Raw genomic sequence first — 14,366 nt, 5'->3', positions numbered from 1 at the left:
CACGGAAAGACCAGGACATGATGCGCGCCCGAAGGGCTTGCACACGACGCACTGAGTCACAATATACCGGCTTTGTGACAAAACGCCCCTGATGTGCCCATTCCATGGGCACGAAGTGCTATCAAAAAGATACCAACCCATGCAGGTCTTTCGGGGATTTCGGCATCCGGGCGTGGCTCCCGCCTGCGCCCTGACCATTGGCAACTTCGACGGTGTGCACCGCGGCCACCAGGCCATGCTGGGCCTGCTCAACACCGAGGCGCGCCTGCGCGGCCTGCCCAGTTGCGTGCTGACCTTCGAGCCGCATCCGCGCGATTACTTCGCGGCGCTCACCAAGCGCCCGGAACTGGCGCCTGCCCGCATCGGCACGCTGCGCGACAAGCTCACCGAACTTGCGGCGGGTGGCGTGGCGCAGACCATCGTCCTTCCTTTCGACGGCCGGCTCGCCTCGCAGACGCCGGATGAATTCATCCAGCACGTGCTGATCGAAGGCCTGGGCGCCCGCTATGTGCTGGTTGGCGACGACTTCCGTTTCGGCGCCAAGCGCGCCGGCGACTACGCGATGCTCGACCGCGCCGGCGACGAGAACGGGTTCGATGTCGCGCGGATGAACAGCTACGAGGTCCACGGGCTGCGCGTGTCCAGCTCCGCAGTGCGCGAGGCGCTGGCCGAAGGCCGGATGAACGACGTGCACGCCCTTCTCGGCCGGCCCTACGCCATTTCGGGCCACGTGGTGCACGGGCGCAAGCTCGGCCGCGCGCTGGGCGCCTCGTCCCCCGGCCAGGACGACGGCTTCCGCACGCTCAACCTGCGCTTCAAGCATTGGAAACCCGCCGCGAGCGGCATCTTCGCGGTGCTCGTGCACGGCTTGACCGAAGCCCCGCTGCATGGGGTCGCCAACCTGGGCGTGCGGCCATCGCTGGACGCCAACGACGTCAACGCCGGCCGGGTGCTCCTGGAGACTCATTGCCTCGATTGGCCCGCCCACCTCGGTGCCGAAGGTGCCTACGGTAAAATCGTCCGCGTGGAACTGCTGCACAAACTGCACGACGAATTGCGCTACACCAGCCTCGAAGCCCTGACTGCGGGCATCGCGAAGGATGGCCGCGACGCGCGTGCGTTCTTTGCCTCCACCCACGCCGAGACCCATCGCCAGACCACGCGCGACCGAATTTAGAGCGGAACCTTCGCTTTCCGCCGCGTCCGGCCGCACCTTGCCTGCAAGGGCCGCACGCCCCATCGATCCCTCGAGCGTTGCCAGGCAGCGCAGATTTCTGGAACCTTCCATGGCCGACAACAAGACTGACAGCGGTACCGACTACCGCGCCACGCTGAACCTGCCCGACACCCCCTTCCCCATGCGGGGCGACCTGCCCAAGCGCGAGCCGGGCTGGGTCAAGGAATGGAACGACGAAGGCCTCTACCACCGCCTTCGCGACGCGCGCCACGGCGCACCCAAGTTCATCCTGCACGATGGCCCGCCCTATGCCAACGGGCAGATCCACATGGGACACGCGGTCAACAAGATCCTGAAGGACATGATCACCAAGGCGCGTCAGCTCGAAGGCTTCGACGCGCTCTACGTGCCCGGCTGGGACTGCCACGGCCTGCCGATCGAGAACGCGATCGAGAAGAAGTACGGCCGCAACCTCGGCCGCGACGAGATGCAGGCCAAGAGCCGCGCCTACGCGACCGAGCAGATCGCCCAGCAGATGAGCGACTTCCAGCGCCTGGGCGTGCTGGGCGAATGGGACCACCCCTACAAGACGATGGATTTCGCCAATGAGGCCGGCGAAATCCGCGCCTTCAAGCGCGTGATCGAGCGCGGCTTTGTCTACCGCGGCCTGAAGCCGGTGTACTGGTGCTTCGACTGCGGTTCCTCGCTCGCCGAATTCGAGATCGAGTACGCCGACAAGAAGTCGCAAACGCTCGACGTTGCCTTCAAGGCGCACGACCCGGCGAAGCTCGCGGCCGCCTTCGGCCTGCCCGCGCTCGGCAAGGATGCCTTCGCGGTCATCTGGACGACCACCGCGTGGACCATCCCCGCCAACCAGGCGATCAACCTGAACCCGGAGCTCGACTACGCGCTGGTCGACACCGAACGCGGGCTGCTCGTTCTGGCCGCCTCGCTGGTCGAGATGTGCATGAACCGCTATGCGCTCGACGGCAAGGTGCTCGCCACCGTCAAGGGCGAGAAGCTGGGCGGCCTCGAGTTCGAGCACCCGCTGTATGACGTCGATGCCGGCTATCGCCGCCTGTCGCCCATCTACCTGGCCGACTACGCCACGGCCGACGACGGCACCGGCCTCGTCCACTCCTCGCCCGCCTACGGCGTGGATGACTTCAACTCCTGCATAGCGCACGGGCTGTCCTACGACGACATCCTGAACCCGGTGCAGGGCAATGGCTCGTACGCCCCGGACTTTCCGCTCTTCGGCGGCCAGAACATCTGGAAGGCCGTGCCGGTCATCATCCAGGCGCTGCGCGACGCCGGGCGGCTGATGACGACCGAGACCATCACCCACAGCTACCCGCATTGCTGGCGCCACAAGACGCCGGTGATCTACCGCGCGGCGGCGCAGTGGTTCATCCGCATGGACGAGGGCGAAGGCGTGTTCACCAAGGACAAGGCGCCACAGACGCTTCGCCAGACCGCGCTGCAGGCCATCGAGCAGACGAGCTTCTATCCGGAGAACGGCAAGGCGCGCCTGCACGACATGATCGCCAACCGGCCCGACTGGTGCATCAGCCGCCAGCGGAGTTGGGGCGTGCCGATCCCCTTCTTCCTGCACAAGGATTCGGGCGAGTTGCATCCCCGCACGATGGAGATCCTCGACCAGGCCGCCGACATCGTCGAGAAGGGCGGCATCGAGGCGTGGAGCCGAGTGACGGCCGAGGAGATCCTCGGCGCCGCCGACGCGCCCCACTACACGAAGAGCACCGACATCCTCGAGGTGTGGTTCGATTCCGGCTCGACCTTCTTCCACGTCCTGCGCGGCACGCACCCCAACGTCCACCACGAGACCGGGCCCGAGGCCGACCTTTACCTCGAAGGCCATGACCAGCACCGCGGGTGGTTCCATTCGTCCCTGCTGATCGCCTCCGCACTCGAAGGCCGCGCGCCCTACCGCGGCCTGCTCACGCACGGCTTCACGGTCGACAGCCAGGGCCGCAAGATGAGCAAGTCGCTCGGCAACGGCATCGACCCGCAGGACGTGAACAAGAAGCTCGGCGCCGAGATCACCCGCCTGTGGGTGGCCGCGAGCGACTACTCGGGCGACATCGCCGGCGACGACAAGATCCTCGCCCGCGTGGTGGACGCGTATCGCCGCATCCGCAACACGCTGCGCTTCCTGCTGGCCAACACCAGCGACTTCGACATCGCGAAGGACGCGGTGCCGCTCGACCAGTTGCTCGAGATCGACCGCTACGCACTGAGCCGTGCCGCGCAATTCCAGGCCGAGGTGCTCGCACACTACAAGGTCTACGAGTTCCACCCGGTCGTGGCCAAGCTCCAGGTGTATTGCTCGGAAGACCTGGGCGCCTTCTACCTCGACGTGCTGAAGGACCGGCTCTACACGACCGCGCCCGGTTCGCATGCGCGCCGAAGTGCGCAGACGGCGCTCTGGCACATCACGCAGGCGATGCTGCGCTGGATGGCGCCGTTCCTGAGCTTCACGGCCGAGGAGGCGTGGAAGTTCTGCGGCGACGGCCAGTCGATCTTCGTCCAGACCTACAGCGATCTCGGCACGCCCGACGAAGCGCTGCTCGGCAAGTGGACCCGCATCCGCGAGATCCGCGACGCGGTCAACAAGGAGATCGAGACCGTGCGCGCGGCCGGCCAGGTCGGCTCGTCGCTGCAGGCCAATGTGACCCTCGGCGCTCCCGCCGAGGACCACGCGCTCCTCGCATCGCTGGGTGACGACCTCAAGTTCGTCTTCATTACGTCGGCAGTGAAACTGGTCGCCGGCGAGGCGCTGTCTGCAACCGTGACGGCGAGCGCGGCGACGAAGTGCGAGCGCTGCTGGCATTGGCGCGACGACGTGGGACACGACCCTGCGCATCCGGCCATCTGCGGACGCTGCACCAGCAACCTCTACGGTGCGGGCGAAGCGAGGACGGTCGCCTGATGGCGCGCCGTTCCTCCGCCTCGGGCCTCGGGATCTGGCCCTGGCTCGGCCTCGCGCTCGTGATCGTCATCATCGACCAGTTCACCAAGACGCTGATCCTCGGCTACTACAAGCTCGGCGATGCGACCTACGTCACGAGCTTCTTCAACGTCGTGCGGGCCCACAACACCGGGGCGGCCTTCTCCTTCCTCGCCGACGCGGCGGGGTGGCAGCGCTGGTTCTTCATGGGCATCGGCATCGCGGCGGCGATCTTCATCATCTGGATGCTCAAGTCCCACGCGGGGCAGAAGCTGTTCAGCTTCTCGATGGCCGCCATCCTCGGCGGCGCCATCGGCAATGTCATCGACCGGATGATGCATGGCTACGTGGTGGACTTCCTGGACTTCCACCTGGCCGGGCGGCACTTCCCGGCCTTCAACGTGGCCGACAGCGCCATCACGATCGGCGCGATCTGCCTGATCCTCGATGAACTGAGGCGAGTCAAGCGAGGCAAGTAAGCCCCCAGCGTCGTGGGAGGCCTATGGCTATATAGTGCTTCTCTTCCATGAAGCACTTGTTGAATCTGCTCGCAGCCATCGCGCTGCTGGTGTGGGGTACCCATCTCGTTCGCACAGGCGTCTTGCGCGTCTTCGGCGCGAACCTGCGCAGAATTCTCGTGCACAGCATGCGCAACCGGTTCACGGCGGCCCTGTCGGGCATCGGCGTGACTGCGCTGGTGCAGTCGAGCACGGCGACCTCGCTGATGACTTCTTCCTTCGTCGGCCAGGGCCTGGTGACCCTGCCGGCGGCGCTCGCGGTGATGCGCGGGGCGGACATCGGCACCGCGCTGATGTCGGTGCTGTTCTCGGCGGATCTTTCATGGCTGTCGCCATTGTTCATCTTCGTGGGGGTCGTGCTGTTCATCACGCGGCCGTCCAGCGCGGCCGGCCGTGTCGGGCGGGTGTTGATCGGCCTCGGGCTGATGCTTCTCGCCCTCCAGCTCGTGGTCGAGGCCACCGGCCCGCTGTTCGACAGTCCCGCGATGCGTGCGGTCCTGAGCTCGATCAACAGCGATGTCCTGCTGGAAATCACCATCGGCGCAGGGCTCGCCATCCTGGCCTATTCCAGTCTCGCCGTCGTGCTGCTGGTTGCCGCCATGGCGAGTTCCAACGTGGTGCCGCTCGACGTGGCGCTGGGCCTGGTGCTCGGCGCCAATCTCGGCAGCGGCCTGCTCGCGGTGCTGACCACCGCGAAGTCGTCCGTCGCGGTTCGCCAGGTGACCTTGGGCAACCTCGTCTTCAAGCTGCTCGGCGTGGCCATCGCAGCGCCCTTCGTCGGCCTGTGGCTGCGCGAGGTCAAGCCCTACATCTCGGACGCCACGCAACTGGTCGTGCTCTATCACCTGGCCTTCAACGTGATCGTGAGCGTCGGCTTCATCGGCCTCACCAGTTCGGTGGCCCGGCTCGTCATGAAGCTGCTGCCCGAGCCTGAAGAGCCCGCCGCAACGCGACGGCCCCAGCATCTGGATCCGTCGGCGCTGTCGACGCCCACACTCGCCATCTCGAACGCCGCGCGCGAGGCACTGCACCAGGCGGACGTCGTCGAGACGATGCTGATCGGCATGCTCAACGTGATCCGGAACAATGACCTTCGGCTCGCGCAGGAACTGCGGAATCTCGACGACACGGTCGACGAGCTGTACTCCGCCATCAAGTACTACCTGACCAAGATCTCGCGCGAGGCACTGGGCGAGGAAGAGAGCCGCCGCTGGACCGACATCATCAGCTTCACCATCAACATGGAGCAGATCGGCGACATCATCGAGCGGGTGATCATCGACATCGAGGACAAGAAGATCAAGCCGCAGCGCAACTTCTCCGAGGCCGGCATGCGGGAGATCGTCGAGCTGCACGAGCGGCTGGTCGCAAACCTGCGGCTGAGCATGAGCGTGTTCCTGAACGGCAACGTGCGCGACGCGCAGAAGCTGCTGGAGGAGAAGGCGCGCTTCCGCGACTTGGAGCGGGCCTACGCGACGACCCACCTCGGGCGCCTGTCGGACCAGACCACGCTGAGCATCGAGACCAGTTCGCTGCACATCGACCTGATCTCCGAGCTCAAGCGCATCAACTCGCACATCTGCTCGATCGCGTATCCGATCCTGGAATCGGCCGGAGCCCTGGCGCCCACCCGGATGCGCGAATCACGACTCGGCGCGTTGCAGTAGCTCGCCTAGTCCAGGGTCAGGATGGTGCAGCCGGTGGTCTTTCGCGCTTCGAGGTCCCGGTGCGCCTGTTGCACGTCGGCCAGTGCATAGCGCTGGTCGATCGGGATCTTCACCGCGCCGCTCTCCACGACCGCGAACAGGTCGTCCGCCATCGCCTGCGTGCTCTCGCGGGTCGAAATGTGCGAGAACAAGGTGGGCCGGGTCACGTAGTACGAGCCCTTGGCCAAGGTGCCGAGGTTGAAGGCGGCCACCGGCCCCGAACCATTGCCGAAGACCGCGAGCAGGCCGAAGGGCCGCAGGCTCGCCAGCGAGCCTTCGAAGGTGTCCTTGCCCACCGAGTCGTAGGCCACCTTCACGCCCTTTCCGCCGGTGATTTCCTTGACGCGTTCGGCGAAGTTCTCGGTGCTGTAGTTGATGGCGTGGGCCGCGCCATGGTCCAGCGCGATCTTGCACTTGGCATCGGTGCCCGCAGTGCCGATGAGTTGGAGCCCCAAAGCCTTGGCCCACTGGCATGCGATCAGGCCGACGCCACCCGCCGCGGCATGGAACAGGATGAAATCACCGGGCTGCAGGCCTTCGGCCGGCAAGGTCTTCTTCAGTAGGTACTGGGCGGTCAGGCCCTTGAGCATCATGGCCGCACCGGTCTCGAACGAGATCGCGTCCGGCAGTTTGCAGACGCACTTGGCCGGCATCACGCGCACCTCGCTGTAGGCGCCGGGCGGCTGGCTGGCATAGGCCGCGCGGTCGCCAACCTGGAGGTGCGAGACGCCCTCGCCCACCGCCTCGATGACGCCGGAGGCCTCCATGCCGAGCTGCAGCGGCATGGGGAACGGGTACAGCCCGCTGCGCTGGTAGGTGTCGATGAAGTTGAGACCCACCGCCTTGTGGCGAATGCGGATCTCCCCGGGACCTGGATCGCCGACTTCGACGTCGACGATCTTCAGTTCCTCGGGACCACCGTGGCGGTCGATGCGGACGGCTTTGCTCATGAATCGTGGCTCCTAGTGTTGAATGTGCGATTCGGCTGGATCGAAACGAGGCGCCTATGCTGCCACGGACTGGGATTCAAGGCGCGCACGGAGGAATGCGGCTCGCGGCCCGGTAAAGTCCAGCCCCATGCAGCAGCGTCTCACTCCGGGCACCGCCCTTCTTCTCACGGTGCCTCCCCTGCTGTGGGCCGGCAATGCTGTCGTCGGCCGCGTGGTGCGCGATCTCGTCTCGCCCATGTCGTTGAACTTCATCCGCTGGCTTCTGGCCTTCATCGTGCTGCTTCCCTTCGCGATGTCCGTGCTGCGCCGCGAGAGTCCGTTGTGGATGCACTGGAAGCGTTTTGCCGTGCTCGGGCTGCTCGGCATCGGCTGCTACAACGCGTTCCAGTACCTGGCGCTGCAGACCTCGACACCGATCAACGTCACGCTTGTGGGCTCCAGCATGCCGCTGTGGATGCTGGCGACCGGCGCGTTGTTCTTCGGCGCGAAGATCACCGGTCGCGCGCTGCTCGGCGCGGCGCTCTCGATGGTCGGCGTGCTGCTGGTGCTCAGCCGTGGTCAGTGGGGACAGCTTCTCGCGCTGCGGCTGGTGGCCGGGGATCTCTACATGATGCTCGCGACCATCTCGTGGGCGTTCTATAGCTGGATGCTCTCGCGCACCCATGAACCTTCCGAGGTCAGGCGAGACTGGGCATCACTGCTGATGGCGCAGCTGGTGTTCGGGCTCGCGTGGTCCGGCGTGTTCGCCGCCGGCGAGTGGACGTTGACCGATGCGCACGTGGACTGGGGCTGGCCACTGGCTGCGGCGCTCGTCTTCATCACGCTCGGGCCTGCGCTTCTAGCGTATCGGTGCTGGGGAGCCGGCGTGCAACGGGCCGGCCCGCAGACCGCCGGGTTCTTCACCAATCTGACGCCCTTGTTTGCCGCGCTGCTGTCAGCGGCGTTTCTCGGCGAATTGCCGCAGTGGTACCACGGTGCGGCGTTCGTGTTGATCGTCGGGGGGATCTGGGTGTCCTCGCGGCCATAGCGCGTCAGCTGCCCGACAGCGCCACCGCCTGCAGGGACACCAGCTTCTCGCTGGCGCCGACCCGCTGGGTGCCGATCTCCCGGAAGCCGAAGCGCTCGTGAAAGCGGCGCGAAGCATCGTTGGGCGGATCGACGTCGAATTCGCAGGTCACCTGCACGGCCCGGTTGCGCGCCGCGAATGCGAACAGATCCTGGTAAAGCAACTCCCCGATGCCCCGTCCTCGGCAATCAGCGGCCACCACGATGCGGTCGATGTAGACGAAGCGCTCGCAGTTCGCGGCGAACCAACGGTAGTTGGGGCTGTCGTAGGCCGCTCCTTCGGTGAACGCAAGCAGGAAGGCAGCGACCGTTCCCTCGCATTCCACGACCCGGTGGTACGCAGCTTCGGCATGCAGGCGCTCCAGCCGATCCCGCCCGAGCGGGGCCAGGAAGTGCACCCATGCCTCGTTGAGTTCGAGAATGCGAGGGAGATCCGCTGGTGTCGCGTCCCGAATCACCATCGGCGCGTCACCTCAATACGTCCCCGGATAGGCCCCGCCGTCGGCCAGCACGTTCTGCCCCGTCAGGTACCCCGCCTGCATGCTGCAGAGGAATGCGCAGATCGCGCCGAACTCGGCCGCCGTACCGAAGCGGCCCGCGGGAATGCTCTTCTCGCGCGCGGCCCGGACGGTGTTGACGTCCTGTCCCGACTTCTTGGCTGCGCCTGCCATCGTGCCCTTGAGCCGGTCGGTGTCGAAGGAGCCGGGCAGCAGGTTGTTGATCGTGACGCCCTTGCCGGCAATCTCCGAGCGGGCCACGCCGGCAACGAAGCCGGTCAGGCCGCTGCGCGCCCCATTGCTCAGGCCCAGGATGCCGATCGGCGCTTTCACCGAGCTGGACGTGATGTTGACGACGCGGCCGAATCCGCGCGCGGCCATGCCGTCGACCGTCGCCTTGATCAGTTCGATCGGCGTGAGCATGTTCGCGTCGACCGCCTTGATCCAGGCCTCGCGGTCCCAGTCGCGGAAGTCGCCGGGAGGCGGCCCGCCGGCGTTGGTGACCACGATGTCGAAATCCTTGTGCAGCGCGAAGGCGGCGGCGCGGCCTTCGGCCGTCGTGATGTCGGCCGCCAGGTGCTTCACGAAAGGCTTGGTGCCGCTCACGCTGGCCGCCTCGGCCTCCAAGGCCTTCGCCGCGGCCTCCAGCGCCTCGGCGCCGCGAGCGACGATCACCACGTTCACGCCTTCACGCACCAGCGCTTCCGCACAGCCGTAGCCCAGGCCCTTGCTAGCGCCGCACACCAGCGCGGTCTTGCCTGCAATTCCAAAATCCATGTTCTTTCCTTCGCGGGGTCAGCGCCCCATGCGTGTGAATACGAAGATGCCGGCGATCACCAGCGCCGTCCCGGCCGCGATCCACGCGGTGAAGGGTTCGCCGAGGATCACCACACCCATGAGGATGGTCGAGATCGGCCCGACCATACCCGTTTGCGCCGCCATGGCGGGCCCGATGCGTTCGATTGCCATCATGACGGCAAGGACGGGCACCGCCGTGCACAGCGTGGCGTTGAGGATCGACAGCCAGATCACCTGCGGCGCCACGTCGAAGGCCGCGCTCATCGGCCGCAGCAGCATGAACTGCACGATGCACAGCACGCAGGCGACGCTGGTCGCCAGCCCAACGAGGCGCAGCGATCCCAGCCGCTTGACGAACTCGCCGCTCGCGACGAGATAGATGGCATAGCTCACCGCGCTCAGGAAAACCAGCAGCGCGCCCCAGGCGGCCGAAGCGCTCTGTCCCAGCTGCACTTCATGGCCGAACACCAGCAGCACGCCCGCGTAGCTGATGCTCATGCCCGCAAGCTGCCAGCGGGTGATGCGCCGTCGATAGACGATCCAGCCGAACAGGAGGACCAGCGTCGGGTTGAGATACAGGATCAGCCGCTCCAGGCTGGCCGTGATGTAGGCCAGCCCCGCAAAGTCGAGAAAACTCGACAGGTAGTAGCCCGAAAACCCGAGCCCGACGACGCCCATCCAGTCACGCCGCGTGAGGGCCGGCTTGCCACGCCCGGCCCACCAGGCCATGAGCGCGAACAGCGGCAACGCGAACAACATGCGCAGCATGATGAGCGTGACCGCGTCCACGCCATGGCGATAGGCCAGCTTGACGATGATCGCCTTGCCGCTGAACGCGATGGCGCCCAGTGTCGCGAGAACGAGGCCCGGCGCGAGACTCTTGTGGACGGAGTGCTCCGACGTGGCCTGCAATTGCATCGTGAGAATCAGAACCCGGCCGCGAGTCCATCGCGGCGCGCGTCGCTCGCGGCCACGTAGCCCTCGACCGCCGGATCGCCGGCGCGCCAGATGAACTGGCCCGCACCGAAGTCCTGGTAGGAGTCGTTGATGACGTCGACCTTGTGGCCGAGCTCGGTCAGGCCCCGGACGGTCTTCGGATCCATGGCCGCCTCGACGTTGATCTCGAGGCCCGAGTTGAAGCGCCAGCGCGGCGCGTCGCACGCGGCCTGCGGGTTCTGCTTGTAGTCGAGCATGCGCACCAGCGTCTGCATGTGGCCTTGAGGCTGCATGTTGCCGCCCATCACGCCGAAGCTCATCACCGGCGCGCCGTCCTTCGTGAGGAAGGCCGGGATGATGGTGTGGAACGGGCGTTTGCCCGGCGCCACCACGTTCGGGCTCTTGGCGTCGAGGCTGAAGCCGTGGCCGCGGTTCTGCAGGCTGATGCCGAAGTCGGGTTCCACGCAACCCGAGCCGAAGCCCATGTAGTTGCTCTGGATGAAGCTCACCATCATGCCGCTCTCGTCGGCCGCGGTGAGATAGATGGTGCCGCCCTTGACCGGGTTGCCCGCCTTGAAATCCTGCGCCTTGTTCACATCGATGAGTTTGGCACGCGATGCGAGATAGGCGCCATCGAGCATTTGCAGGGGCGTCACCTCCATCGACGATGGGTCGGACACGTAGCGGTAGGTGTCGGCGAAGGCAAGCTTCATGGCCTCGATCTGCAGATGCTGCGAGGCGACGGAATCGACCGGGATCGAGCCGATGTCGAAATGCTCGAGGATGCCCAGCGCGATCAGCGCGGCGATGCCCTGGCCGTTCGGCGGGATCTCGTGCAGTGTGTGGTCGCGGTACTTCTGCGCGATCGGCTCGACCCACTCGGGCTTCCAGTCAGCGAGGTCGCGCACCTTGAGGCTGCCGCCGTTGGCGGCGGAGAATTTCTCGAGCGCTTCGGCGATCTCGCCGCTGTAGAACGCATCGCCCTTGGTCGCGGCGATGGCCTTCAGCGCCCGCGCCGCGGCCTGGAAGCGGAAGAGTTCACCGACCTCGGGCGCGCGTCCCCACGGCAGGAAGCCCTGTGCAAAGCCCGGCTGCGATTGCAGGATGGGCGTCGCTGCTGCCCATTTCTGCTGCACCACCGGCGGCATCAGGTAGCCGCGCTCGGCGATCTCGATCGCCGGCGCCATGAGGTCCGCGAAAGGCAGCTTGCCGAAGCGCTCGGACAACGCGACCCAGGTGCCGACGGCACCCGGCACGGTGACCGAATCGATGCCGCGCTGCGGCGGCGTCCGCGCATCGGCGCCGTACTTGCGGCTGAAGTAGTCGGGCGTCCAGGCCTGCGGCGCAGGGCCGGAGCCGTTCAGGCCGTGCAGTTTCTTTCCGTCCCACAGGATGCAGAAGGCATCGCTGCCCAGGCCGTTGCTGACCGGCTCGAGCACGGTCATGGCTGCCGCCGTCGCGATCGCGGCGTCGACGGCATTGCCACCCTGGTACAGGGTGCGCAGGCCCGCCTGCGCGGCCTGCGGATGCGAGGTCGACACGACATTGCGCGCAAAGACCGGAATGCGGGTCGAGGTGTAGGGATTGGCGTAATCGAATTTCATGAGTGCTTCCAATTCAGACAGGTCTGTCCTTCCTGAAACACCGGAACCGGCTTCGCCGGGCCGCCGGTGTTGCCCCCGGCAGGGGGGTGGGCGTTGCGACAGGAAGTGCGCGCAGCCCGGGGGCGGGCCTAGTCTCCGGTGATCTTGCGTTCGGTGATGATTTTTTTCCACTTGGCAGCGTCTTCAGCCACCATGGCAGCGAGTTGTGCCGGCGTGCTCTGGGTGGGCGAGATGCCCAGCCGCGCGAGCTTGTCGCGCACTTCCGGGTCGGCGAGTGCCTGGTTGGCTGCCGTGTTGATGCGGGTCACCATCTCGGCCGGAAGTCCCTTGGGACCGTAGAGGCCGAACCACGTATTGGACTCGAAGCCCGGCAGCGTGTCGGCGATCGGCGGCAGTTCGGGTGCCAGCGGACTGCGCTTGAGCGAGGTCACGCCCAGTGCGCGCAACCGGCCGTCGCGCACGTGCGGCATGCCAGTGGGCAACGAGTCGAACAGCACGTCGACCTTGCCGCTGATCAGGTCGGGAATCGCGAGCGCCGTGCCCTTGTAAGGAATGTGCGTGACGAAGACGCCGGCCTGCGACTTGAAGAGCTCCGCCGTCAGCTGGACGATGGTGCCGTTGCCGCTCGAGGCGTAGTTGAGCTTGCCGGGATTCTTCTTCGCGTAGTCGATCCATTCGCGCACCGTCTTGGCCGGCGAGCTGTTGGGCACCAGCATGATGCTCGGCGCATCGCCGACGTGGGCGATCGGCGTGAAGTCGTGCACCGTGTCGTAGGGCAGCTTGGGATTGATCCAGGGGCCGATCGAATGCGTGCTCGTGGTCGCCAGAAGCAGCGTGTAGCCGTCGGGCACGGCCTTGGCCGCCATGTCGGAACCGATCGCGCCGCCGGCGCCGGGCTTGTTGTCGATGACCAGCGTGGTGCCGAGCTTCTCGCCCATCTTTTGCGACAGCGTGCGCGCGAACAGGTCCGTAGCGCCGCCGGCCGGGAAAGGCACGATCAACCGGATCGGCTTGGTTGGATAGCCTTGCGCCAGGCTGGCGGGCGCCGCGGCCACGCAGAGCGTGGCGGCGATGACCTGTAGGAACTGGATTCGTTTCATGGTGCTGGATTTTGTCCCTGTGGAGGAGTTCGAATGCTATGCAGGGCTCCGACATCAAGCCAGATAATTCAGCTTATCGAACTATGAGCATTTCTTATGTCGAAGACTGGCAACGAAGAGATCTCCCTGCAGCAGCTCCGGGCTCTGGCGGCGGTGGCCGAATCGGGCAGCTTCACCTTGGCGGCAGAGAGCCTGCAACTGACGCAGCCCGCGATCAGCCATCTGATCAAGCGCATGGAGCACGAACTCGGCCAGCCCCTGGTCGTGCGCGGACGCCGCATCCGCATGACCAATGCAGGCGAGATGATGGTCGACACGGCCGTGCGCGCACTCAGGCTGATCGATGAATCGGTCGATGCCTGCCGTTCGCAGTCGCAGCTTCGGGAGGGACGCGTGGTGCTGGCGGTCGGCCATCTCACCGCTGGCGCGCTCCTGCCGCCGTTGCTGGGCCGCTTTTCGCAGCAGCACCCTTCCCTGGCGACCTCCCTGCTCGACAGCACCGCCGAACAGATGATCTCGCGGATCCTTTCGCAGGAGGCCGACCTGGGCTTCGGATCGGACATCGGGCAGAAGCATTCAGAACTCGCGACCGAGCCGCTCTTCACCGAACGGATGAGCCTCTTCGTGCGCGACGACCATCCGCTGGCGCAGCGGGTGGTGATCGATGCGAAGCACCTCGACGCGCTGCCCTTCATCCACGTCAATCCCGATGCGAACATCTGGCGGTCCGTCAGCCGCCAGTTGTCTAGCGTCGCCAATGTCTATCCGCGTGTCGTGCACCATGTGTCGATGCTGTCCACGGCCTTCGGGCTCATCCAGTCCGGTGCGGGCGTTGCGCTGCTGCCGCGTTACGTGGAAGTGCTGATGCCCGGCAACCTGCGCGCGGTGGCGGTGACGCGACCCACGCTCGAATACCCGGTGGTTGCCGTGCGGCTGGCGAAGCATCCGCTCAATCCTGCGGCGATGGCGTTTCTCACCATGGCCCGGCAGTACATGAAACCACGGAAATAGGCTCTTCCCCTCTACGGGGGGGTGAAACAGAAA

The 14,366-nt window shown here is 66.1% G+C and carries 12 protein-coding genes; 6 read left to right on the top strand and 6 right to left on the bottom strand.

What is annotated here, in order from left to right:
* Positions 1-139: 139 nt before the first annotated feature.
* From QTH97_RS11545 to QTH97_RS11530, 4 genes are all read left to right on the top strand, one after another.
* On the top strand, positions 140-1,177 hold the full coding sequence (locus tag QTH97_RS11545) for a bifunctional riboflavin kinase/FAD synthetase (RefSeq protein WP_286568275.1): 1,038 nt from the start codon (positions 140-142) through the stop codon (positions 1,175-1,177).
* A gap of 109 nt (positions 1,178-1,286) precedes the next feature.
* On the top strand, positions 1,287-4,130 hold the full coding sequence (ileS, locus tag QTH97_RS11540; RefSeq protein ID WP_286568274.1) for an isoleucine--tRNA ligase: 2,844 nt from the start codon (positions 1,287-1,289) through the stop codon (positions 4,128-4,130).
* Complete coding sequence (gene lspA / locus QTH97_RS11535; RefSeq protein ID WP_286568273.1) at positions 4,130-4,627, top strand: signal peptidase II; 498 nt, start codon at positions 4,130-4,132, stop codon at positions 4,625-4,627. The genes ileS and lspA overlap by 1 nt, the downstream gene beginning before the upstream one ends.
* A gap of 47 nt (positions 4,628-4,674) precedes the next feature.
* Positions 4,675-6,333 (top strand): Na/Pi cotransporter family protein, encoded by a 1,659-nt coding sequence (locus tag QTH97_RS11530; RefSeq protein WP_286568272.1) that lies wholly within the window; start codon positions 4,675-4,677, stop codon positions 6,331-6,333.
* Between the two features lie 5 nt (positions 6,334-6,338).
* Here the strand turns inward: QTH97_RS11530 and QTH97_RS11525 are convergent, their stop codons facing one another.
* A complete protein-coding gene (locus QTH97_RS11525; RefSeq protein WP_286568271.1) occupies positions 6,339-7,322 on the bottom strand; it encodes a quinone oxidoreductase family protein in 984 nt (327 codons plus the stop codon).
* Positions 7,323-7,449: 127 nt separating this feature from the next.
* Here QTH97_RS11525 and QTH97_RS11520 point away from each other — a divergent pair, with 127 nt between their 5' ends.
* On the top strand, positions 7,450-8,349 hold the full coding sequence (locus tag QTH97_RS11520; RefSeq protein ID WP_286568270.1) for a DMT family transporter: 900 nt from the start codon (positions 7,450-7,452) through the stop codon (positions 8,347-8,349).
* Positions 8,350-8,353: 4 nt separating this feature from the next.
* Here QTH97_RS11520 and QTH97_RS11515 read toward each other — a convergent pair whose 3' ends face one another.
* The 5 genes from QTH97_RS11515 to QTH97_RS11495 all read right to left on the bottom strand — a co-directional run bounded on the left by QTH97_RS11515 (position 8,354) and on the right by QTH97_RS11495 (position 13,322).
* Positions 8,354-8,848: a GNAT family N-acetyltransferase gene (locus QTH97_RS11515; protein WP_286568269.1), complete on the bottom strand. Its 495-nt coding sequence runs from the start codon at positions 8,846-8,848 to the stop codon at positions 8,354-8,356.
* A gap of 12 nt (positions 8,849-8,860) precedes the next feature.
* The gene (locus QTH97_RS11510; protein WP_286568268.1) at positions 8,861-9,661 is read right to left on the bottom strand and encodes an SDR family oxidoreductase; all 801 of its coding nucleotides are present in this window, start codon (positions 9,659-9,661) and stop codon (positions 8,861-8,863) included.
* Positions 9,662-9,679: 18 nt separating this feature from the next.
* On the bottom strand, positions 9,680-10,600 hold the full coding sequence (locus QTH97_RS11505) for a DMT family transporter (protein ID WP_286568267.1): 921 nt from the start codon (positions 10,598-10,600) through the stop codon (positions 9,680-9,682).
* Positions 10,601-10,608: 8 nt separating this feature from the next.
* Positions 10,609-12,222, bottom strand: a complete 1,614-nt coding sequence (locus QTH97_RS11500; protein WP_286568266.1) for a gamma-glutamyltransferase family protein — start codon at positions 12,220-12,222, stop codon at positions 10,609-10,611.
* A 128-nt stretch (positions 12,223-12,350) separates the two neighbouring features.
* Positions 12,351-13,322, bottom strand: a complete 972-nt coding sequence (locus tag QTH97_RS11495) for a Bug family tripartite tricarboxylate transporter substrate binding protein (protein ID WP_286568265.1) — start codon at positions 13,320-13,322, stop codon at positions 12,351-12,353.
* A 96-nt stretch (positions 13,323-13,418) separates the two neighbouring features.
* On the opposite strand from QTH97_RS11495, the gene QTH97_RS11490 reads away from it, so the two are divergent.
* Positions 13,419-14,333 carry a LysR family transcriptional regulator gene (locus tag QTH97_RS11490; RefSeq protein ID WP_286568264.1) on the top strand — a complete coding sequence of 305 codons (915 nt, stop codon included), beginning with the start codon at positions 13,419-13,421 and terminating at the stop codon, positions 14,331-14,333.
* The last annotated feature ends 33 nt before the right edge of the window (positions 14,334-14,366 follow it).

Source organism: Variovorax gracilis, from assembly GCF_030317115.1.
In the GTDB taxonomy this organism is placed as follows: domain Bacteria; phylum Pseudomonadota; class Gammaproteobacteria; order Burkholderiales; family Burkholderiaceae_C; genus Variovorax; species Variovorax gracilis.
The sequence above is the reverse complement of the archived record's forward strand: the minus strand, read 5'-3'. Positions and strand labels throughout refer to the sequence as shown.

Coding starts and splice junctions, on each gene's coding strand:
- QTH97_RS11545 (WP_286568275.1), top strand. CDS start 140: ATGCAGGTCTTTCGGGGATTTCGGCATCCGGGCGTGGCTCCCGCCTGC.
- ileS (WP_286568274.1), top strand. CDS start 1,287: ATGGCCGACAACAAGACTGACAGCGGTACCGACTACCGCGCCACGCTG.
- lspA (WP_286568273.1), top strand. CDS start 4,130: ATGGCGCGCCGTTCCTCCGCCTCGGGCCTCGGGATCTGGCCCTGGCTC.
- QTH97_RS11530 (WP_286568272.1), top strand. CDS start 4,675: ATGAAGCACTTGTTGAATCTGCTCGCAGCCATCGCGCTGCTGGTGTGG.
- QTH97_RS11525 (WP_286568271.1), bottom strand. CDS start 7,322: ATGAGCAAAGCCGTCCGCATCGACCGCCACGGTGGTCCCGAGGAACTG.
- QTH97_RS11520 (WP_286568270.1), top strand. CDS start 7,450: ATGCAGCAGCGTCTCACTCCGGGCACCGCCCTTCTTCTCACGGTGCCT.
- QTH97_RS11515 (WP_286568269.1), bottom strand. CDS start 8,848: ATGGTGATTCGGGACGCGACACCAGCGGATCTCCCTCGCATTCTCGAA.
- QTH97_RS11510 (WP_286568268.1), bottom strand. CDS start 9,661: ATGGATTTTGGAATTGCAGGCAAGACCGCGCTGGTGTGCGGCGCTAGC.
- QTH97_RS11505 (WP_286568267.1), bottom strand. CDS start 10,600: ATGCAATTGCAGGCCACGTCGGAGCACTCCGTCCACAAGAGTCTCGCG.
- QTH97_RS11500 (WP_286568266.1), bottom strand. CDS start 12,222: ATGAAATTCGATTACGCCAATCCCTACACCTCGACCCGCATTCCGGTC.
- QTH97_RS11495 (WP_286568265.1), bottom strand. CDS start 13,322: ATGAAACGAATCCAGTTCCTACAGGTCATCGCCGCCACGCTCTGCGTG.
- QTH97_RS11490 (WP_286568264.1), top strand. CDS start 13,419: ATGTCGAAGACTGGCAACGAAGAGATCTCCCTGCAGCAGCTCCGGGCT.